This window comes from Amycolatopsis sp. NPDC050768 (assembly GCF_040654155.1).
In the GTDB taxonomy this organism is placed as follows: Bacteria; Actinomycetota; Actinomycetes; order Mycobacteriales; family Pseudonocardiaceae; genus Amycolatopsis.
Genome location: NZ_JBFAHL010000001.1, coordinates 549,273 through 570,901 on the forward strand (window position 1 = coordinate 549,273; position 21,629 = coordinate 570,901).

At 68.1% G+C, this 21,629-nt stretch carries 15 protein-coding genes; 1 reads left to right on the forward strand and 14 read right to left on the reverse strand.

Annotation, left to right across the window (positions count from 1 at the left end; genetic code table 11):
* Nucleotides 1-20 precede the first annotated feature (20 nt).
* Both AB0H62_RS02790 and AB0H62_RS02795 read right to left on the reverse strand, forming a co-directional pair.
* The gene (locus AB0H62_RS02790) at nt 21-3,932 is read right to left on the reverse strand and encodes a DNA-directed RNA polymerase subunit beta' (RefSeq protein ID WP_220246068.1); all 3,912 of its coding nucleotides are present in this window, start codon (nt 3,930-3,932) and stop codon (nt 21-23) included.
* An 89-nt stretch (nt 3,933-4,021) separates the two neighbouring features.
* Entirely contained in the window at nt 4,022-7,525 is a 3,504-nt protein-coding gene (locus AB0H62_RS02795; protein WP_220246067.1) for a DNA-directed RNA polymerase subunit beta, read from the reverse strand.
* Between the two features lie 1,478 nt (nt 7,526-9,003).
* Here AB0H62_RS02795 and AB0H62_RS02800 point away from each other — a divergent pair.
* Entirely contained in the window at nt 9,004-9,612 is a 609-nt protein-coding gene (locus AB0H62_RS02800) for a chorismate mutase (protein WP_360583704.1), read from the forward strand.
* A gap of 64 nt (nt 9,613-9,676) precedes the next feature.
* Here the strand turns inward: AB0H62_RS02800 and AB0H62_RS02805 are convergent, their stop codons facing one another.
* The 12 genes from AB0H62_RS02805 to AB0H62_RS02860 are packed head-to-tail and all read right to left on the reverse strand — an operon-like array spanning nt 9,677 to nt 21,453.
* A complete protein-coding gene (locus tag AB0H62_RS02805) occupies nt 9,677-10,768 on the reverse strand; it encodes a hypothetical protein (protein ID WP_360583706.1) in 1,092 nt (363 codons plus the stop codon).
* Between the two features lie 26 nt (nt 10,769-10,794).
* Nucleotides 10,795-11,427 carry a hypothetical protein gene (locus tag AB0H62_RS02810; protein WP_360583708.1) on the reverse strand — a complete coding sequence of 211 codons (633 nt, stop codon included), beginning with the start codon at nt 11,425-11,427 and terminating at the stop codon, nt 10,795-10,797.
* 46 nt (nt 11,428-11,473) lie between these two features.
* Nucleotides 11,474-12,739 carry an MlaD family protein gene (locus tag AB0H62_RS02815; protein ID WP_220246065.1) on the reverse strand — a complete coding sequence of 422 codons (1,266 nt, stop codon included), beginning with the start codon at nt 12,737-12,739 and terminating at the stop codon, nt 11,474-11,476.
* Nucleotides 12,739-13,953 (reverse strand): MCE family protein, encoded by a 1,215-nt coding sequence (locus AB0H62_RS02820; RefSeq protein ID WP_360583710.1) that lies wholly within the window; start codon nt 13,951-13,953, stop codon nt 12,739-12,741. Before AB0H62_RS02820 ends, AB0H62_RS02815 begins: the two co-directional genes overlap by 1 nt.
* 2 nt (nt 13,954-13,955) lie before the next feature.
* On the reverse strand, nt 13,956-15,134 hold the full coding sequence (locus AB0H62_RS02825; RefSeq protein ID WP_360583712.1) for an MCE family protein: 1,179 nt from the start codon (nt 15,132-15,134) through the stop codon (nt 13,956-13,958).
* A complete protein-coding gene (locus tag AB0H62_RS02830; RefSeq protein ID WP_220246062.1) occupies nt 15,131-16,117 on the reverse strand; it encodes an MCE family protein in 987 nt (328 codons plus the stop codon). The genes AB0H62_RS02825 and AB0H62_RS02830 overlap by 4 nt, the downstream gene beginning before the upstream one ends.
* Nucleotides 16,114-17,145, reverse strand: coding sequence for an MCE family protein (locus AB0H62_RS02835; protein ID WP_220246061.1), 1,032 nt, complete (start codon nt 17,143-17,145; stop codon nt 16,114-16,116). Before AB0H62_RS02835 ends, AB0H62_RS02830 begins: the two co-directional genes overlap by 4 nt.
* Entirely contained in the window at nt 17,142-18,473 is a 1,332-nt protein-coding gene (locus tag AB0H62_RS02840) for an MCE family protein (protein ID WP_360583715.1), read from the reverse strand. Before AB0H62_RS02840 ends, AB0H62_RS02835 begins: the two co-directional genes overlap by 4 nt.
* Entirely contained in the window at nt 18,470-19,306 is an 837-nt protein-coding gene (locus AB0H62_RS02845; RefSeq protein WP_220246059.1) for an ABC transporter permease, read from the reverse strand. The genes AB0H62_RS02840 and AB0H62_RS02845 overlap by 4 nt, the downstream gene beginning before the upstream one ends.
* 1 nt (nt 19,307) lies before the next feature.
* Nucleotides 19,308-20,060 (reverse strand): ABC transporter permease, encoded by a 753-nt coding sequence (locus tag AB0H62_RS02850; protein ID WP_326838172.1) that lies wholly within the window; start codon nt 20,058-20,060, stop codon nt 19,308-19,310.
* Nucleotides 20,061-20,101: 41 nt separating this feature from the next.
* Entirely contained in the window at nt 20,102-21,319 is a 1,218-nt protein-coding gene (locus AB0H62_RS02855; RefSeq protein WP_360583717.1) for an ATP-binding cassette domain-containing protein, read from the reverse strand.
* Nucleotides 21,319-21,453 carry a hypothetical protein gene (locus AB0H62_RS02860; protein WP_255638634.1) on the reverse strand — a complete coding sequence of 45 codons (135 nt, stop codon included), beginning with the start codon at nt 21,451-21,453 and terminating at the stop codon, nt 21,319-21,321. Before AB0H62_RS02860 ends, AB0H62_RS02855 begins: the two co-directional genes overlap by 1 nt.
* Between the last annotated feature and the right edge of the window lie 176 nt (nt 21,454-21,629).

Consider the following 21,629-nt stretch of genomic DNA (forward strand, 5'->3'; position numbering starts at 1 on the left):
CCTTCTCAGCTACGGAACGGTCAGCGGAAGTCGCGGCCGAAGTCGTAGTCGTCGAGCGGAACAGCGGCACCGGTGCCCGAACCGAACACGTCCGGGGTGTAGTAGCCGTCGTCGTAGGACGGGATCGCGTAAGCCGCGACCCGGGCCTCCTCGGTCGGCTGGACCTGGATGTTCCGGTACTTGTTGATGCCGGTACCGGCCGGGATCAGCTTACCGATGATCACGTTCTCCTTGAGGCCCACGAGCCGGTCCGAACGGCCGTTGATGGCCGCGTCGGTCAGGACACGCGTGGTCTCCTGGAACGAGGCCGCCGACAGCCACGAGTCCGTGGTCAGCGAGGCCTTCGTGATGCCCATCAGCACCGGACGACCCGAAGCCGGCTCGCCGCCTTCGGAGACCGTCGACCGGTTGCGCGCCTCGAACTTGGTCCGCTCGGGCAGCTCGCCCGGCAGGAAGTCCGTGCCACCCGAGTCGATGACCGTCACGCGGCGCAGCATCTGCCGCACGATGACCTCGATGTGCTTGTCGTGGATCGACACACCCTGCGCGCGGTACACCTTCTGGACCTCGTCGGTGAGGTGCATCTGCGCCTCACGCGGGCCCATCACGCGGAGCACCTCGTGCGGGTCGGGCGTGCCCTCGAGCAGCTGCTGCCCGACGTTGACGTGGTCACCGTCGCCCAGCGGGCCGTTCGGGGTGTTGGCGAGCCGCTGCCGCTTGGACAGCTTGTCGAAGACGATCTCCTCCGACCCGTCGTCCGGGATCAGGGTGATCTTCCAGAACCGCTCGCTCTCCTCGATCCGCACGCGGCCGTCGACGTCCGCGATCGGCGCCTTGCCCTTCGGCACGCGAGCCTCGAAGAGCTCGGTGACACGGGGCAGACCGGTCGTGATGTCGTCACCGGCGACACCACCCTGGTGGAACGTACGCATCGTCAGCTGCGTACCCGGCTCACCGATCGACTGGGCGGCGACGATGCCCACGGCCTCGCCGACGTCGACGAGCTCGCCCGTCGCCATCGAGCGGCCGTAGCAGGTCGCACACACACCGACTGCCGACTCGCAGGTGAGGACCGAGCGGACCTTGACCTTCGTGATGCCGCTGGAGAGCAGCTTCGCGATGGCCGGGTCGCCCACGTCGTCACCGGCGTTGAGCACGACGTTGCCCTTGGCGTCCACCGCGTCCGTCGCGAGGTTCCGCGCGTACACGCTGGTCTCCACGTGCTGGTCCGGCACGACCTTGCCGTCACCGACGTCCTCGCCGACGACCATCATGATGCCGCGCGTGGTGCCGCAGTCGACCTCGCGGACGATGACGTCCTGCGAGACGTCCACCAGACGACGGGTCAGGTAACCCGAGTCGGCGGTACGGAGAGCCGTGTCCGCCAGACCCTTCCGGGCACCGTGCGTCGCGATGAAGTACTCCGCCACCGACAGGCCTTCACGGAAGTTGGCCTTGATCGGACGCGGGATGTACTCACCCTTCGGGTTCGACACCAGGCCGCGCATGCCGGCCAGCGACCGGACCTGCGTCATGTTGCCCGCCGCGCCCGACTTCACGATCATGGCGATCGGGTTGTCGTCCGGCAGCGCCGTCTCCATGATCTTGTGGACCTCTTCGGTGGCCTGCGTCCACACCTTGACGAGCTCGTTGTTGCGCTCGGTGTGGGACAGCTGACCACGCTGGTACCGCTTCTCGACCTGGTCGGCCTTGCCCTCGTACTCGTCGAGAATGGCCTTCTTGCCCTCGGGCACGAGCACGTCGGAGATGGCCACCGTGACGCCCGAGCGGGTCGCCCAGTAGAAGCCGGCGTCCTTGAGCTTGTCCAGCGTCTGCGCCACCTGCGTCATCGAGTACCGCTCGGCGAGGTCGTTCACGATCGCGGCCTGACGCTTCTTCGGCATCGGCTCGTTCACGAACGGGTAGTCCGCCGGCAGCAGGTCGTTGAACAGCACGCGACCCAGCGTCGTCTCGGCCAGCCACATCTTGCCCGGCTCCCAGCCCTTCTCCGCGAGCCGCGCTTCGTCGGCCTTGGCCGGCTGGCGGTCCGTGACGCGGATCTTGATGGGAGCGTGCAGGCTCAGCGCCTTGCGGTCGTACGCCATGATCGCCTCGGCCGGCGACGAGTACGCGTTGCCCGCGCCCTCGGCCTTCTCGTTGAGGCGGGTCAGGTGGAACAGGCCCGTGACCATGTCCAGACGCGGCATGGCGAGCGGGCGGCCCGACGCCGGCGACAGGATGTTGTTCGCCGACAGCATCAGGATCCGGGCCTCGGCCTGCGCCTCGGCCGACAGCGGCAGGTGCACCGCCATCTGGTCACCGTCGAAGTCCGCGTTGAACGCCTCGCAGACCAGCGGGTGCAGCTGGATGGCCTTGCCTTCCACCAGCTGCGGCTCGAAGGCCTGGATGCCGAGGCGGTGCAGGGTCGGTGCGCGGTTCAGCATCACCGGGTGACCGGTGATGACCTCTTCGAGCACGTCCCACACCTGCGGGCGCGAACGCTCCACCATCCGCTTGGCGGACTTGATGTTCTGAGCGTGGTTCAGGTCGACCAGCCGCTTCATGACGAACGGCTTGAACAGCTCGAGCGCCATGTCCTTCGGCAGACCGCACTGGTGCAGCTTCAGCTGCGGGCCGACGATGATGACCGAACGGCCCGAGTAGTCCACGCGCTTGCCGAGCAGGTTCTGGCGGAACCGGCCCTGCTTGCCCTTGAGCAGGTCGGACAGCGACTTCAGCGGCCGGTTGCCCGGGCCGGTGACGGGACGACCGCGGCGGCCGTTGTCGAACAGCGCGTCGACGGCCTCCTGCAGCATCCGCTTCTCGTTGTTCACGATGATCTCGGGCGCGCCGAGGTCGATCAGTCGCTTGAGGCGGTTGTTGCGGTTGATCACGCGGCGGTACAGGTCGTTCAGGTCCGACGTCGCGAACCGGCCACCGTCGAGCTGCACCATCGGGCGCAGGTCCGGCGGGATGACCGGCACGGCGTCGAGCACCATGCCGCGCGGGTCGTTGCCGGTCGCCTGGAAGGCGGCCACGACCTTGAGGCGCTTGAGCGCGCGCAGCTTCTTCTGGCCCTTGCCGTTGCGGATGGTGTCGCGCAGGTTGTCGGCTTCGGCAGCGACGTCGAACTCGGCGGCCAGCTTCTGGATGGCCTCCGCGCCCATGCCGCCGGTGAAGTACTCGCCGTAGCGGTCGACCAGCTCGCGGTAGAGCAGCTCGTCGGCGATCAGCTGACGCGCGTCGAGCTTCGTGAAGGTCGTCCAGACCTCCTCGAGGCGGTCGAGCTCGCGGCCGGCGCGGTCGCGCAGCTGACGCATCTCGCGCTCGCCGCCTTCCTTGACCTTGCGGCGCACGTCGGACTTGGCGCCCTCCGCCTCCAGCTCGGCCAGGTCGGCTTCCAGCTTCTGCGCGCGAGCCTCGATGTCCGCGTCACGCTTCGTCTCGAGGTTCTTGCGCTCGACGCCGATCTCGTTCTCGAGGGTCGGCAGGTCGTTGTGGCGCAGCTCCGCGTTCACGCCCGTGATGACGTAGGCCGCGAAGTAGATGATCTTCTCGAGGTCCTTCGGCGCCAGGTCCAGCAGGTAGCCCAGGCGGGAGGGAACACCCTTGAAGTACCAGATGTGGGTGACGGGCGCGGCCAGCTCGATGTGGCCCATCCGCTCGCGGCGCACCTTGGCGCGGGTCACCTCGACGCCGCAGCGCTCACAGATGATGCCCTTGAAGCGGACGCGCTTGTACTTGCCGCAGTAGCACTCCCAGTCCCGGGTGGGACCGAAGATCTTCTCGCAGAAGAGACCGTCCTTCTCAGGCTTGAGAGTCCGGTAGTTGATGGTCTCCGGCTTCTTGACCTCGCCGTACGACCACTGACGGATGTCATCTGCGGTGGCAAGACCGATGCGGAGCTCATCGAAGAAATTGACGTCCAGCACGTCTTTGCATCCCCTTGGGGTTGTATCGACTAGAGGAATTGGCGGGCGAGCCGGGACCCACGGGAGGCAGGTCCCGGCTCAGCACGCGATCAGTGCACGACGTCGTCCACCGAGGGCGACTCGTTGCGGGACAGGTTGATGCCGAGGTTGGCCGCAGCGCGCTCGAGGTCCTCGTCGTCGGAGTCGCGCATCTCGATGGCCGCACCGTCGCTGGAGAGCACCTCGACGTTCAGGCACAGCGACTGGAGCTCCTTCAGGAGCACCTTGAACGACTCCGGGATACCCGGCTCGGGGATGTTCTCCCCCTTGACGATGGCCTCGTACACCTTCACGCGGCCGACCACGTCGTCCGACTTGATCGTGAGCAGCTCCTGCAGCGTGTAGGCAGCGCCGTACGCCTGCATCGCCCAGCACTCCATCTCACCGAAGCGCTGGCCACCGAACTGCGCCTTACCACCCAGCGGCTGCTGCGTGATCATCGAGTACGGACCGGTGGAGCGGGCGTGGATCTTGTCGTCGACCAGGTGGTGCAGCTTCAGGATGTACATGTAGCCGACCGCGACCGGGTACGGGTACGGCTCGCCGGAGCGGCCGTCCAGCAAGGTCGCCTTGCCGTTCTCCTTGACCATGCGCTCGCCGTCGCGGTTCGGCTTGGTCGCCCCGAGCAGCCCGGTGAGCTCTTCCTCCTTCGCACCGTCGAACACCGGCGTGGCGGTGTTCGTGTTCGGCGCGACGTCGTAGAGCTCCTCGGAGAGGTTCTTCGCCCACTCCGGGTTGCCCTCGATCGTCCAGCCCTGTGAGGCCAGCCAGCCCAGGTGCAGCTCGAGGATCTGGCCGATGTTCATCCGTCGCGGAACACCGTGGGTGTTCAGGATGATGTCGACCGGCGTGCCGTCCTCCATGAAGGGCATGTCCTCGGCGGGCAGGATCTTGCCGATGACGCCCTTGTTGCCGTGGCGGCCGGCGAGCTTGTCGCCCGGCTGGATCTTGCGCTTCTGGGCCACGTAGACGCGGACCAGCTCGTTGACGCCCGGGGGCAGCTCGTCGTCGTCCTCGCGCGAGAACACGCGGATGCCGATGACCTTGCCGGTCTCGCCGTGCGGCACCTTCAGCGAGGTGTCGCGGACTTCGCGGGCCTTCTCACCGAAGATCGCGCGCAGCAGGCGCTCTTCCGGCGTCAGCTCCGTCTCGCCCTTCGGCGTGACCTTGCCGACCAGGATGTCGCCGTCGCGGACCTCGGCGCCGATGCGGATGATGCCGCGCTCGTCGAGGTCGGCGAGCACCTCCTCGGAGACGTTCGGGATGTCCCGGGTGATCTCCTCGGCGCCCAGCTTGGTGTCGCGGGCGTCGATCTCGTGCTCCTCGATGTGGATCGACGTGAGCACGTCGTCCTGCACCAGGCGCTCGGAGAGGATGATCGCGTCCTCGTAGTTGTGGCCCTCCCACGGCATGACCGCAACGAGCAGGTTCTTGCCCAGCGCCATCTCACCGTTCTCGGTGGACGGGCCGTCGGCGATGACCTGGCCCTTTTCGACGCGGTCACCCTCGTCGACGATCGGGCGGTGGTTGAAGCACGTGCCGTGGTTGGAGCGGCGGAACTTGTACAGTCCGTAGCTCTTCCGCGTGCCGTCGTCGTGCATGATCGTGATGATGTCCGCGGACAGCTCCTCGACCACGCCGGCCTGCTCGGCCACGAGGACGTCACCGGCGTCGACCGCGGCGCGCAGCTCCACACCCGTGCCCACGTACGGGGCCTGGTTGCGCAGCAGCGGCACGGCCTGGCGCTGCATGTTCGCGCCCATCAGCGCGCGGTTCGCGTCGTCGTGCTCGAGGAACGGAATCATCGCGGTGGCGACCGAGACCATCTGCCGCGGCGACACGTCCATGTAGTCGATCTCGAGCGGGTCGATCAGCTCGACCTCGCCGCCCTTGCGGCGACCCAGGACCTTGTTCTCGACGAAGTGGCTGTCTTCGGTCAGCGGCGCGTTGGCCTGCGCCTTGACGAAGCGGTCTTCCTCGTCGGCCGTGAGGTAGTCGACCTGGTCGGTGACCTGGCCCTCGACGACCTTGCGGTACGGGGTCTCGATGAAACCGAACGGGTTGACCCGCGCGTACGAGCAGAGCGAACCGATCAGGCCGATGTTCGGGCCTTCCGGCGTCTCGATCGGGCACATGCGGCCGTAGTGCGACGGGTGGACGTCGCGGACCTCCATGCCGGCGCGCTCACGGGACAGACCACCGGGGCCCAGCGCCGAGAGGCGGCGCTTGTGGGTCAGGCCCGACAGCGGGTTGTTCTGGTCCATGAACTGCGACAGCTGCGAGGTGCCGAAGAACTCCTTGATCGCCGCGCCGATGGGGCGGATGTTGATCAGGGTCTGCGGCGTGATCGCCTCGACGTCCTGCGTGGTCATGCGCTCGCGCACGACGCGCTCGGTGCGGGAGAGGCCGACCCGGATCTGGTTCTGGATCAGCTCACCCACCGTGCGCAGGCGGCGGTTGCCGAAGTGGTCGATGTCGTCGGTCTCGACCGGCACCTCGACGTTCGACACGCTGGTCATCTTGTCGTCGCCGGCGTGGAGCCGGACCAGGTACTCGATGGCCGAGACGATGTCCTCTTCGGTCAGCGTGCCCGTGTCGTACGGGGTGTCGAGACCGAGCTTCTTGTTGACCTTGTAACGACCGACCTTGGCCAGGTCATAGCGCTTCGGCTTGAAGAACAGGTTCTCCAGCAGCGTCTGCGCGCTCTCCTTCGTGGGCGGCTCGCCCGGACGGAGCTTGCGGTAGATGTCGAGCAGCGCCTCGTCGGTGCCGGCGGTGTGGTCCTTCTCGAGGGTCGCCAGCAGCGTCTCCGAGAAGGAGAAGCGCTCGCGGATCGCCTCGGTGGTCCAGCCCAGCGCCTTCAGCAGCACGGTGACCGGCTGGCGGCGCTTGCGGTCGATGCGCACGCCGACGGTGTCGCGCTTGTCGACGTCGAACTCGAGCCACGCGCCGCGGCTCGGGATCACGCGAACGCTGAAGACGTCCTTGTCGGTCGTCTTGTCGACACTGCTGTCGAAGTACACGCCCGGAGAACGCACGAGCTGGGACACGACGACCCGCTCGGTGCCGTTGATGATGAAGGTGCCCTTGTCCGTCATCACCGGGAAGTCGCCGAGGAAGACCGTCTGGCTCTTGATCTCACCGGTGTTGTTGTTGACGAACTCCGCCGTGACGAACAGCGGGGCCGCGTAGGTCATGTCCTTGTCCTTGCACTCCTCGATCGAGGCCTTGACCTCGTCGAAGCGCGGAGCGGAGAAGGACAGCGACATGGAACCCGAGAAGTCCTCGATCGGGGAGATCTCGTTGAGGACCTCTTCCAGGCCGCCGACCGGGTTCTCGTCACCTTCGTTGACGCGGCGCTCGAACCACGCCTCGGCTCCGGTGAACCACTGGAACGACTGGAGCTGCACGTCCAGCAGGTTGGGGGTGTTAAGGGGTTCGCGAATCTTTGCGAAAGAGACCCGCACGGGCGCGCCGGGGATACCCGTGGACTCCGAGCGGGATACAGCCGAGGTGGTCGCAGCAGTGGCCTGGTTCGCGGGAGAGACTGCCAAGATGCGTCCTTCCGGGGACAATGAGCGGTGAGCAGCCGCAATGGCAACAGGTGCCGTCGCGGACTGTCAGGGGTGCCGTGTGCCCACTATCCTAACTACCGGCTCCGGGCAGCCTGAAAGAGGGCAGCGCAAAGAGGCAGTCTAGCCCGAACGACGCGGTCTGTCCAGGGGGCGCTCCTGATGGGGCCCAGCCTGCCTCGCGGCGTTGTAGCAATGCCTCCGGCCTGCCCGGGTTCTGCGTCCCTCCCGCAAGGTTCGCGCTCCCGGCCGTGACCGTTGGCAGTAAGCCTGAACCCACGACGCCTTCGAGTCAAGATGCCACTCGGGGGTCGGACCGGTTGGCGCAGCGTCGACCGGGGCATGCGGAGGGTGACAAGCGGGATGATCATCCCGGTTACCCGCCGGTACCTGCGGAATCGTGGTCTGGGAGTGGATCGGGGAGGGTTTTAAACGGTGTTCTGCGTCACGAACAGGGGTCGTGGAGTGAGTGGTCCAGTCGGCGCCGGGGTGTGGCGTGGAGCGCGGCTGAGGAGTCGGCAGAGGCCTGTTCGGGGTGGTCCGAGGGGCTGAATCCGTGGTGGTCCGGAGGAGAGCTGCTCTTGGCGGGCTACTCGTGGCGGGGTGCTCGGGGTGGTCCGGGGGCTGATCCGGGTGGTCCGGAGGAGAACTGCTCTTGGCGGGCTACTCGTGGCGGTCTGTTCGGGGTGGTCCGGGAGGCTGGTCCGGTGTCCCGCGGGGCCGGGTGCGGTGCCCGGCTGGGGGGGCGCGCGGGTGCCTTGCGTCACGGGCAGCTTGGCCCGGCACGGGCAGTGCGGCGCTTGTCCACAGGCAGTTCGGCGCACCACAGGCAGCTCGGCTTGTCCACAGGCACCCGGCTGACTCCGGAGTTGTCCACAGATTTCGTTCCGGGCATTTTTCGAGGTCAGGGGCCGATAGACTGGGATGGGGACGCCCCCCATAGGGAGGGCGGGGGTTGTCCGGCAAGAGCGCGGGGCTTTGCGCGACGGGAGCCGTTCGAGAGTTGTCGATGGCTCCGGGCATCGGGATCGAGCCGTGCCAGTGCGGGTTCGGCGAGCGTCCGGGCGTCCGGGCGTGGCCGACGTTTGGTGGTGGCGCGTGCGGGCTGGAGTGCGGCGGCAGGGAGACGGCGCGGGTCGGGAGCAGGCCCGCGTGCCCGACCCGCGGTCTCGGAGCGGCCGCCGGCACGGCACTGCGGGCGTTCGTTCGCGATGAGCTGGACTGCCGGTTCACCCGCCGAACGCGCCGTGATCATCCCGAGCAGCCAGGGTGGCAGCGCTGTCGCAACCACCGCCGGAAGCCGGCGTGACCCGTGGGGCCGGGCCCCGCGGTACGTCCGGGCAGACAAATCCGGCATCGGCACGATTGCGTGTCCATCCGGCGAGATTGTCCGGGTTTCGTGAATTCCCCACCGCTAAAATCGGATCCGATCCTGGTCGCCGGCCCACGACGGAGAGCTCATGTTCGGGAACGAGACTGCTCGTCGCTCCACCGTGATCCTCGCCGTCGCGCTGGCCGCACTCACCGTCGGAGGCACTCAGGCCATGGCCGCATCCGAAAAGACCGCCACAGACACCGCGGGCCGCGCGTTCGGCCGGCTCGGGCCGCTCGCCGACCTCGTGGTCGAGCGCCTGCGGGTGGGTGACCGAGTGGCCGCGTCGAAGTTCGGCACGGACAAGCCCATCGACGACCCGGCGCGCGAGGAGCAGGAGCTCGCTGCGGTGCGCACGCGCGCGTTCGCGCTGGGCTTGGACCCCGAGCGCACGGCCGCGTTCTTCTCCGACCAGATCACCGCGAGCAAGGTCGTGCAGCGCGGGCTGTTCGACCGCTGGACCGCGCACCCCGAGCAGGCGCCCACCACCCGCCGGGACCTCACCGAGATCCGCGCCGAGCTGGACGAGCTGACCACGTCACTGCTGACCGAGCTGGTGGCCACGAACGACGTCCGCGACCACGGCGCGCCGTGCCGCGTGGACGTGCTCGAGGCGCAGACCTCGGCCGACGTCGTCGACCACCTCGACGAGCTGCACCGCACCGCGCTGCGCACGGCCCTGCAGTCGCTCTGCTGAGGCCCTGAACGAAAGCAGAAGGCCCGGTGCCCGATCGAGCGGGCACCGGGCCTTCTGCTTCGACTTACTTCGACGGCGGCGGCGAGGCCGGGGCCGAGGAGGCGGGTGCCTTGGCCGCGGGCGGCGCCGGGGCCTTGTACGTGTCGAGGTCGGTGATCTTCCACGTGTCGCCCTGCAGCTGCGCGTCGACGTGCAGCTGGGCCGAGCCGGCGGTGGTCTGCTTGGTGTCGGCACGCGTGGAGGTCTGGTCCACGAACACCATCACGCGCGCGAGGTCGCCGTTGAGCATGATCACGGCGCTGCGCGTGACCTTGCAGGTCACCACCATCTTCTGCTGCGGCGCGAGGCGCTTCACCTCGCCCATGAGCGAGTTGTACTTGGCCTTGACGCTGTCGTTGGCGAGCAGGCCGTTGGCGGCGTCCTCGGTCTTCTTGATGTTGTTGAAGTCGTAAGAGAACAGGGCCTCCGTGGCCTTGGAGACCTGGTCCTTGACCTGCGCGGTCTTCGCGACGTCCAGCAGCGCGGTGTTGCTGGTGGAGTCGGAGGCGTCGTCGAAGCCGAGCTTGAAGAACACCGCGCCCGCGGCGAACACCAGGCCCACCACGAGCAGCACGACGGTCAGCACGACCGTGCGGTCCTGGCGCGGCTGCTGCCTCGCCCACGGCGGCGGCACGGCGGGCGCGCCGGCGGCCTCCTGCTCGGCCTCGTCGACGTCCACGGGCTTCGCGCGGCCCGAGTCCCGGCGCTTGCGGCGGGGAGCCGCGCGGACTGTCTCGTCAGTTTCCTCGGGAGTGTCGACGGCCTCCCCGGTGAGGGCGTCGACCTCGGCTTCGTCCTCGACCGGGGCCGCGGTGTCCACGCCGGCAGCGTCCTCGGGGTCCTCCGTGGCCAACCCCCGCGACCGCGAGATCCCCGCGCTCTTCGGGAACCGGATCTCCTGGGTGACCTCGGACGGATCCGCGCTGGTCAGCGGGCCTGTTCGCGGCACCGGACGCGGGCGCGGCTTGGCCGCGGCGGGAGCCGGAGCAGGGGTCGGCAGCTCGTCGGTGGACGCAGGTGCGCCGTCCGCGCTCGACGGCTTGCGCAGCCCGGCGACCCTCGGCCGGCGGGCCGGCGGGGTGCTGCTGCGGGGCGGCTGGCGGCGGGAGGGGGGCACTAGGAGAACTCCGTTCTGCGGTGAAGCTACTGGCCGGAGGCGACGAGGGGGACGTTGTCGATGCCGGACAGCTTCCAGTCGTTCCCGACGCGGGTCATCGAGACCTCCAGGCGCAGCGCCTTCGCGGAGCTCTGCGCGCCCTGGGTGACGTCGGTGGTGATGGCGGCCAGGAAGCTGGCCTTGCCCTCGTGGTCGTCGAGCTCCTCGACCGCGATGTCCTGCACGGTCGTGGTGACCTTCGTCTTCGCGTCGGTCAGCGCCTTGCCGTAGGTGGGCTTCAGCTGGTCGATCTGCTTGGCCATGTCGTCGTCGGACACGGACTTCTGGCGGGCGAAGACGGCGTCGAGGTTCTGGTAGTCCACCTCGGTGTAGGCCTTCACGGCGTTGGCGCCCGCCTTCACGACGTCGTCACGGGACTGCGCCAGTGCCGCGTTCTCCCCCGTGCCCGCGACCCACCACATGATCCCGAAGACCACCGCGACCACGAAGGCGGCGAGCGCGAACGCCCCGGCGCCAAAGAGCCACACGCGCGGCGAGCCCGGCAGAGACCGCTTGGCCGGCGAAGCGGCACCGGTCGAAGCAGTGTCCGAAGCGGAAGCCGGGGCTTCCGGCGGCGACGAGGTCACCCCTTCCTCGGCGGCGGCCTGTTCGGAACTCATATCACTCCAGGGTAGGTAACGGTCATCGAATCCACGCCCACGCGGCTCAGCCTGAGAGACCGAGCAGCGCTCCCAGGCTGTTCAACGAGACACCCGGGCTTCCGGCTACGCCCGGAACGGCGGCGTCGCGCATGTCCTGCAGTTCCTGGGCCGGACGGCCCGCGTTGGCATCCACATCGGACTGCGACGGCGCGACCGGGGCCCCGCCGTACGGCGCGTTCTGCGAGCCGCGGACGTTGATGGGGCTGCCCTTGGGCTCGGCACAGTACACATTGTCATCGGCCGGCCGCGGTGACGTGTCGGCGCCCGTGCGGTACTGGCTGTACGGCAGGTAGCCCTTCGTGCAGGCCGGCGGGTTGAACAGGTTCAGCACGAGCCCGAGGTGGGCGGTGCCGTCGCCCGGCGCCACGCTGGCGGCCGCGCCGGCCAGCGCCGGGTAGGTCACCAGGCCCTGCTCGATGCCGTCGAGACGGGTCACGGTGACGTTGGCCGTGGTCAGCAGGTTCGCCGTCAGCGCGCCCAGGCCCGGCCCGGTCTCGTTGACGACCTGGTCGATCTGCGCCGCGACCTGCGGCGTGATGCCGATCAGCTTGCGCAGGTCGCCGTCGGAGTTCTTCAGCGTGCCGGTGAGCTCGTTGAGGTTCTTGGAGAAGTCCGCGAAGTTCGACGCCTCGTGGTTCTGCGTGTCCAGCGCCTGGCCGCCGGCGTCGAGCAGCTGCACGGTCTGCGGCAGGTACTGCTGGGCCGTGGCCGTGAAGCTCTGCGCGGTGTCGAGCAGCTGCTGCAGGTCTGCGCCGGTGCCGCGGAACGCGTCGTAGGACTCGTCCACGACCGTCCGCAGCGAGTCGGTGGGCACGGAGGCCGCGAGCGAGTCGAGGTCCGAAAGCAGCCGGTCGGTGCTGACCGGCACGGTGGTCTTCGACGCCGGGATCACCGAACCGCCCGCGAGGTACGGGCCCTTGTCGTTCTTCGGCCGCAGGTCCACGTACTGCTCACCCACGGCCGAGCGGTTGGCGACCACGGCGTCGAGGTCCGCGGGCACCTGCGGCGCCGACGGGTCGATGTCGAGGTCGGCCTCCAAGCCGGTCTGCGTGAGCCGCAGCTGGCCGACGCGCCCGATGTTGAAGCCGCGGTAGGTCACCTCGGCGTTGGTGAAGATGCCGCCCGAATCGTTGAGCTGCAGCTTCACCGTGTAGCCGCTGTCGCCGAACACCGAGCCGAGGCCGGCGAAGCGGACCAGGGCGTAGACGAGGGCCACGATCGAGATGATCACGAAGGCGACGAGCTGGAACTTCGTCTTGCGCAGCAACATCAGCCCGCACCTCCCGAGAGGATCCCGAAGAGCCCGGACAGCCCGCCCTGCGACGGCTGCCCGCCGCCCTGGCCACCACTGGAATTCGGCTTCGCGTTCGACCCCGACTGGCCCCCGAGCGGTAGCAGCGGCGGCTGGTCGCCCTGCGTGCCACCGGTAAGGCCCGGCACCGGCAGCAGGTTCGACAGCGGGTTGTCCCGGCTGCGGCCCAGGTTGTCGATGACGTCCTTGAGGTTCAGGTCGACCTTCGCGAAGAGGTTGAAGTAATCACCCTTCACGTCGTTGTAGGCCTGGTCGGTGAACGGGAAGGTCAGCAGGATCTGCAGCGCCTGCGGCAGGTCGTTGCCCGCCTCGCCGAGCTTCTGCAGCGTCGGCGTGAGGGCCTTGAGGTCGGCCACGAGGTCCGCCTTGCTCTTGTTCACCGTGTCGGTGGCGACGCCGGAGAGGTTGTTCAGCGCGTTGAGCATGGTCACGAGCTGGCCGCGCTGCTGCTCCAGCACGCCGATGCCGGGGCCGAGGTTGTCGACGGCACCCACCAGCTTGTCCTTCTGGTCGTTCAGCGTCATCGACAGCCGGTCGAGCCCATCGAGCGCGCGGGTGATGTTGCGCGACTGCTCGTCGAGGTTCGTCACGAGCTCGTTGGCGTTGTCCAGCAACGCCTTGATGTCGGGCTCCTTGCCCGCCGTCGCGTTGTTGAGCTCCTTGGTGATGGTGTTGAGCTGCTCGACGCCACCACCGTTGAGCAGCAGCGACAGCGCGCCGAGCACCTCTTCGACCTCGACGTCGCGGCCGGTGCGCGCGAGCGGGATCGTGGCGTTGTTCGCGAGCGTGCCCTGCGCCTGCCCGTCGCCGGGCGAGGAGAGCTCCACGTACTTCTCGCCGAGCAGGCTCGACTGCTTCACGTTGGCCAGTGCGTTGGCCGGCAGCTTCACGTCGCCGTTGATCTCCACGGTGACCTCGGCGTGCCAGCCGTCGGGGGTGAGCCCCACGGACTCGACCTGGCCGACGGGCACCTCGTTGACCTTCACACCGGCCTGCGGCACGAGGTCGAGGACGTCGGAGAACTGCACCTTGACCTTGTACGGGTGACTGCCGAGGTCGGCGCCACCGGGCAGCGGCACGTCGTAGATCCCGGTGAACCCGCAGCCGGACAGCACCAGCGCGGACACCGTGGTGACCACGCCGGCGGCGGTGAACCTCCTGAGGCGCTTCATGCTCAGCTCCCCGTCCCGTAGACCTGGCCCGCGAGCGGGAGCGGCAGTGGCGGCAGCTTGCCGTTGGACATGGCCTGCACCACCTGCGCCGTCGAGGGCAGCGGCACCGCGCCGTCGACCACGCCGGCGATCGAGCCGCACGTGTCACCGAGCAGCTTGAGCGCGTCGGGCGTCTGCTTGAGCAGGTTGCAGACCATCACCAGCGGCGGCTGCGTGAGCTCGTTGAGGTTCGGCCGCGCGTCGAGCGTGCCCGCGGAGCCGTTGTAGACGTTGACGAGGTTCGACAGCGCCACCGGCGCCACGTCGAGGATCTCCGACAACGCGCTGCGCTGGTCCACGAGCACCTTGGTGACGCCGGCCAGCTTGTCCACATTGGACTTGAGCCGGCCGCGGTTCTGCTCGATGAAGGTCTGCACCGACTGCAGCGTGGTGCTCAGCTGCTGCACGGTGGCGGCGAGGTCGTCCTTCTCCCCCGCCAGGTACCCGCTCACGTCGGCGAGCTGGCTCTCGAACTGGCGCACCTGGCCGTCGCTGTTGACCAGCGTCTGCGAGAACTGGCCGAGGTTCTGCACGGTCTGGAACAGGTCGTCCTTGTTGCCGGCGAGCGTGCCGGACGCCTGGCCGAGCTTGGCGATCGTGTCGTGCAGGGCCTGGCCGTTGCCGTCCACGTTCTTCGCGACGGTGTTGAGCAGGTCCGACAGCGAGCCGTTCTTGTTGGCGCCGTTGGGGCCGAGCGTCTCGCTCACCTTCGCGAGGCTCGCGGCGAGCTGGTCGACCTCGAGCGGCACCTCGGTGCGGTTGAGCGGGATCACGGCGCCGTCGGAGATCTTCGGGCCGCCGGTGTACGCGGGCGCGAGCTGGATGTAGCGGTCGCTGACCAGCGACGGCGAGACGATCAGCGCCTTCGCGTCGGCAGGCACCGGCACCGAGCGGTCGTACTCGAAGTCCACGCGCACCTGGTTGCCCATGGGCTGGACCTTGGTGACCGTGCCGAGGTCGACGCCGAGCATCCGCACACTGTTGCCCTCGTAGAGGCCGACAGCGCCGGAGAAGTACGCGGTGAGGTGGTTGCGCCCCGCGTCCTTGAGCGTCCACCAGAGTCCGCCCGCGATGACGAGCGCGAGGACGACGGCGACGGACGCGCCGCGCAGGAGCGACTGGCCGAACCGGGTGTCACTCATTTCGTGTAGCACCCCTCTTGGTTGAGCGGGCCGATCGAGGGCGCCACCAGGCCGCAGATGTAGTTGTCGAACCAGTGCCCGGTGCCGATGGTGTTGGTGAACACGCGCACGAAGGGGGCGAACTTCGCGATGCCCTGCGCGAGCGAGTCCTGGTTGCGCTGCAGCATCGACGTCAGCTGGTCCAGCTGCGTGAGCACGGGGTCGAGCTGCTTGTCGTTGTCGTCGACGAGGCCCTGCAGCTGAGTGGCGAGCTCCTTGGAACCGTCGAGCAGCGCGGTGATGGCCTGCTCGCGCTTGGAGATCTCGTCGAGCAGCTGGTTGCCGTCGGTGATCAGCTTCTGCACCTCGGCGTCGCGGTCGACCAGCGTCTGCGACACCTCGCGGGTGTTGGCCAGCAGGTTCGACAGCTGCGAGTCGCGCGAGGCGATCGTGTCCGACAGCTTCGACAGGCCCGAGAGCGCGCCCTTCACGTCCTCGGGCGTGTTGGCGAAGGTCTGCGTGATGGTGTCGAAGCTCTGCGCGAGCTGGTCGGTGTTGATGTCGTCGACGGTCTGCGAGAGGCCGCGGAACGCATCGAGCACGTCGTAGGGCGACATCGTGCGGTCGCGCGGGATCGGCTGGCCCGGGTTGAGCGTGCCGACGCCCTGCGGGTCGAGCGACAGGTACTTCTGACCCAGCAGCGTCTTGATCTTGATCGCGGCCGAGGTCTTGTCGCCGAGCCAGGCGTCCTTGACCTTGAACGACACCTTCACGCTGGCGCCGTCGAGCTTGATCTCGGAGACCTTGCCGACCTTCACGCCGGCGATGCGCACGTCGTTGTCGGTCGTGAGCCCGGCGGCCTCGGAGAACTCGGCGCTGTAGGTCGTGCCGCCACCGATGACCGGCAGGTCGTCGGAGTTGAGCGCGGCGACGAAGCCGAGCACGAGCACCGCGAGCCCGACCAGTGCGATCGGGACGGGGTTGCGCTTCTGGAAGGATTTCATCCGCTGCACCTCTCCCGGTTGGACGGCAGCAGCGGCACGTCGATCGGTTCGTTGATCAGCGGCGGCAGGGCGACGTTGCCCTTGACCTCGCACGCGTAGAAGTTGAACCAGGAGCCGTAGTCGGCGGTGCGGGTCAGCGCGCTCACCTTCTGCGGCAGGAACTGGATGAAGTGCTCCAGCGTCGGCTCGTTCTTGTTGAGCTTGGTGGTCAGGTCGCCCAGCGCGCTGATGTCGTCCTTCAGCGGCTGGCGCGCGTCGCCGAGCAGGCCGGCGGTGGTCTGGGCCAGGTTGCCGAGGCTGTCGATCGCGTCGCCGATGGGCTTGCGGTCGGCGGCAAGGCCGGACACCAGCTGCTGCAGCTTCACGATCAGGTCGCTCAGCTGCGGCGTGTGCGCGTTGACCGTGTCGAGCACGGAGTTGAGGTTGTCGATGACCTCGCCGATCACCTTGTCCTTGTCGGCGATCGTGGTGGCCAGCGAAGCGGTGTGCGACAGCAGGCTCTCGACGGTGCCGCCCTCGCCCTGCAGGACCTGGATGACCTCGTACGAGAGCTTGTTGACGTCGTCGGGGTTCAGCGCGGTGAACAGCGGCTTGAACCCGTTGAACAGCTCGGTCAGGTCCAGCGCGGGTGTGGTGCGTTCGAGCGGGATCGAGCCGCCCGGGGGCAGCGTCTTGCCGGAGGTGTCGCTGCCCTCGCCGAGGGAGAGGTAGCGCTGGCCGACAAGGTTGCGGAACTTGATCTGCGCGGTGACACCCGCCGGCAGCTGCCGTCCGGCGTCGACCTCGAAGTCGACCTGCGCCTGGCGCTTGTCGACGATCTTCACGTCCTTCACCGTGCCCACGCGGACGCCGGCGATGCGGACGTCGTCACCGTTGAGCAGCAACGTCGCGTCGGTGAAGCGCGCGGAGTAGTCCTTGGTGCTGGTGGTGTTGATGTTCGCGATGCTGATGCCGAGCACGGCGGTGAACAGCACGGTGATCACCACGAAGATCGACAGTTTGATCAGCGGTGCGGCCAGTCCCCTCACTTCACCGTCACCTCCGCGCCCCGGTACAGCGGGCCGACGAGCAGCGAGCCCCAGCCGGGGAAGTCACCTTCCGGCATCCCGACCTGCGGGGACACGAGCTGGCCGAGGAATTCGTTCTCCGCGCTCGAGTACGCCGGGTCACCCCCGCTCGTGCCGCCGCCGAGGCCCGCGGCGTCGGCGAGGAAGTTGCCCGGGTTCACGCCGGTGCTGTGGGAATTGGGTGCCGTCGTGTGGGTCGTGCCGTCCTTGAACGCGCCGTCCGGCGGCGCCTGAGGAAACGGGTTCGGCAGGTTCTTGAGGTCGTAGCAGCGCGGGCCGCGCTTGTCCTCGAACCGCGGCTCGTCCTGACCCGCCTTGTAGGGACCGCGGTTCACGACCACCTCGATCGTCGCATGCAGGCCGGGCTGGTTCGTGCCCTTGCCCAGCGCCTTGTCGACGACCGGCACGAGCTTCGACATCTGCCCGATCACGCACGGGTACTCCGGCGCGTACTTGGCGAGCAGCTCGGCCGTGGGCCGCGCGGTGTCGGCGAGGCTGATGATGTTCTGGGAGTTGGCTTCCAGGAACGACTGCAGATCCTGCGAAGCCGCGGTCAGGTTGCTGTAGAGGCTCGCGAGGTTCTGCTGCTCGTCCACCACGGTGCGGGTGGTCGTGCTCAGGTTGTCGAGGCTCTGCACCAGGTCCGGCGCCGACGCGCTCAGGTTGTCGGAGAAGTCCGCCAGCGCCTTGAGGTTGTGCTGCAGCTGCGGCTCGTGCGGGTTCAGCTTGCCGATGTAGTCGCCCAGCTGCGAGAGCGTCTCGCCGAGCGGCTTGCCCCGGCCCTGCAGCGCGGTGGAGATCGCGGTGAGCGTGCTCGAAAGCTTCTGCGGCTGCACCGCCTGCAGCACCGGCATCAGGTGCTCCAGCGCCTGCTCCAGCTCGATCGCGCCCGAGGTGCGGTCCTGCGGGATCACGTCGCCGTCGGTGAGCGTCTTGGCCGACGGGTTCTTCGGAATCTCGAGCGAGACGTAGCGCTCGCCGAAGAGCGTCTTGGGCAGGAAGCGCGCCGAGACGTTCTCCGGGATCAGCTTCACGTAGTCCGGCTGGAGGTCCAGCGTGAGCTCGGCCCCGTCGGCGGTGGCCGCGATGGTCTTGACCGACCCCACGATCAGGCCGCGCACCTTCACGTCCGACTGCTCCAGCAGCTGATTGCCGATGCTGTCGGCCTCGAGCTTCACCGTGACGAACTTCGTGAACGCCTTGTTGTACAAGGCGATGCTCAGGGCCACACCTCCCACGAGCAGCGCCACGAGCAGCAGGCCCAAGAGCCTGCGCCGTAGTGTGATCATCCCGCAATCCTCACCGTGACGTCGGTTCCCCAGATGGCGAAACCGATGAAGAAGTTCACGATCGAAACCGTGACGATGGAAAGGCGAACCGCGCGGCCCACGGCCACGCCCACGCCGGCCGGCCCACCGGAGGCGCGGTAGCCGAAGTAGCAGTGCGAAAGAATGATCAAGATGCTGAAGATGAGCACCTTGATGAACGAGTACAGAACGTCTTGCGGTGGTAGGAAAAGGTCGAAGTAGTGGTCGTAGGTACCCGCTGACTGGCCGTAGATGTAGATGACCACCAGGCGTGAGGCGAGGTAAGAGCTCAGCAGGCCGATGATGTAGAGCGGGATCACGGCCACGAACCCGGCGATGATCCGCGTGGTCACCAGGTACGGCAGGCTCGGCACGCCCATGACTTCCAGCGCGTCGATCTCTTCGGAGATCCGCATGGCGCCGAGCTGCGCGGTGAAGCCGGCGCCGACCGTGGCGCTCAAGGCAAGGCCGGCGACCAGCGGTGCGATCTCGCGGGTGTTGAAGAACGCCGTGAGGAAGCCGGTGAACGCCGAGGTGCCGATGGAGTTCAGGGCCGAGTAACCCTGCAGGCCCACGAGGACACCGGTGAACAGCGTCAGGCCGACCATCACGCCGACCGTGCCGCCGATGACCGCGAGCGAGCCGGACCCGAAGCTCACCTCGGCGAGCAGGCGAAGGACTTCCTTCATGTAGCGGCGCAGCGTGCGTGGTGTCCACAGAAGCGCGCGGCCGTAGAAGGACATCTGGTCGCCCAGGGTGTCCAGGGTCTCCAGTGGACGGTGGGCGACGCGCTTGGCACCCGAGATGAACGTCATGTCAGTCCAGCTTTCCGGGCACGATCTGCAGGTAGATCAGCGTGATCACGAAGTTCACGACGAAGAGCAGCAGGAACGTGATGACCACCGACTGGTTCACCGCGTCGCCCACGCCCTTCGGGCCGCCGCTGGGGTGCAGGCCTCGATAGGCCGCCACGACCGCGGCGATGAAGCCGAAGATCAGGGCCTTGAGCTCACCGACCCAGAGGTCGGGCAGCTGCGCCAGCGCGGAGAAGCTCGCCAGGTAGGCGCCGGGCGTGCCGCCCTGGAGCACGACGTTGAAGAAGTAACCGCCGAGCACGCCGATGACGCTGACCATGCCGTTGAGCAAAAGCGCGACGAGCATCATCGCGAGCGTGCGCGGCACGATCAGGCGCTGGACCGCGGAGACGCCCAGCACCTCCATCGCGTCGATCTCCTCGCGGATGGTGCGAGCGCCGATATCGGCACAGACCGCGCTGCCGCCCGCGCCGGCCACCAGCAGCGCCGTGACGAGCGGGCTGGCCTGCTGCACCGTGGCAAGCACGGAACCGGCGCCGGTATAGGACTGCGCGCCGAGCTGACGCGCGAGCGCACCGAACTGCAGCGAGATGACCGCGCCGAACGGGATCGCGACGAGCGCCGTCGGCAGAATCGTGACGCTGGCGACGAACCAGGCCTGCTGGATGAACTCCCGCAGCTGGAACGGGCGCTGGAAGATGCCGCGGATGATGTCGAGACCGAGGGCGAACAGGTTCCCGGTCTCGCGGAGCATGCCGTGCCCGGGGATTTTCCTCGCCGGTGCTGCGTTCGAGCTCACGCGCCACCCGGCCCGTTGCCGCCGGGACCGGAGTAGCCGCCGCCTGGCCCTCGCGGGCCGGAGCCGCCGGGGATCCGGGCGACTTGGTCGGCGGGCAGCTGGCCCTGGTGCTGGTTCGCCACGGGGCCACGGTCGGAGATCCGGGGGATCTGCTGCGTGTCCTCGGGGCCCGGGTGACGGGCCGGCGCGTGGGCGGCGTGCACGTTCGCTTGGACGTTGTAGTGCCGCTGCTCCTCCGGGCTCAGGGATTCGATGATGCCCTCCTGCGCGGCCGGCGGGAGCGTGTGGAGGATCCGCATCACGCGGTCCATCCGGCGGCGGGCGCCCGCGCGCTCCGGCAGGCCGGGGCTGGGCTGCATCTGCGGGACGACGCCGCGGATGTCCTCGTCGGGCGAGCCGTCGGAGTGCCCCGCGGCGGCTTCGGCCTCCTCGCGCGCCATCGTGGCGGTGTCCTTCTCCTCGGACATGCCGATGGGACCGCGCTTGCGGCCGTTGAGGAACTGCTCGACCACGGGCTCGTCGCTCGTGAGCAGCACCTCGCGGGGGCCGAACATCACGAGCTCCTTGCGGAACAGCATGCCCAGGTTGTCGGGCACCGTGCGCGCGAGATTGATGTTGTGGGAGACGATGAGGATCGTCGCGTCGATCTGCGTGTTGAGGTCGATGAGCAGCTGCGAGATGTACGCGGTGCGCACGGGGTCCAGACCGGAGTCCGGCTCGTCGACCAGGATGATCTGCGGGTCGAGCACCAGCGCCCGCGCGAGGCCGGCGCGCTTGCGCATACCGCCGGAGATCTCGCCGGGCAGCTTCTTGTCCGCGCCGGCCAGACCCGTCATCTCCAGCTTTTCCTGGACGATGCGGCGGATCTCGGACTCGGACTTCTTGGTGTGCTCCCGCAGCGGGAAGGCGACGTTGTCGTAGAGGTTCATCGACCCGAACAGCGCGCCGTCCTGAAACAGGACGCCGAAGAGCTTCCGGATCTCGTAGAGCTTGTGCTCGGAGCACGTGACGATGTCCACGCCGTTGATCACGCAGCGGCCCTTGTCGGGCTTCAGCAGGCCGATCATGGACTTGAGGAACACCGACTTGCCGGTTCCCGACGGGCCGAGCATCGCGGACACCTCACCCGGGGGCAGCGTCAGCGTCACGTCCCGCCAGATGGTCTGCCTTCCGAAGGACTTCGTCAGACCTTCGATGACCACCTCGGCGCCCATCACACCTCCAGGAGCTGTTCCGCGTCGTCGCGCACCGCCGCCCCGCCGCGACTGGCAGCGGAGCCCGCGCCGATGCGCGCCGCGATCTCCGCGTCAACCAGGTGCAACGAGCTGAGTGCGAACAGGTTACTCACCAGTTTTCCGGCCTGGCGAGGCCGGTGAGCACCTCACCCGTTCGTGGCCTTGTCCGGTGACCGCTGGCAGCACGGTAGTGCACGTCACTCCCGGGCGCAGATCCAGATGGCCCAAACGCCCTCACTCCGTCGGGCTAACAGGAGTAAACGGAACAGACGGACGACGAACTCGACGT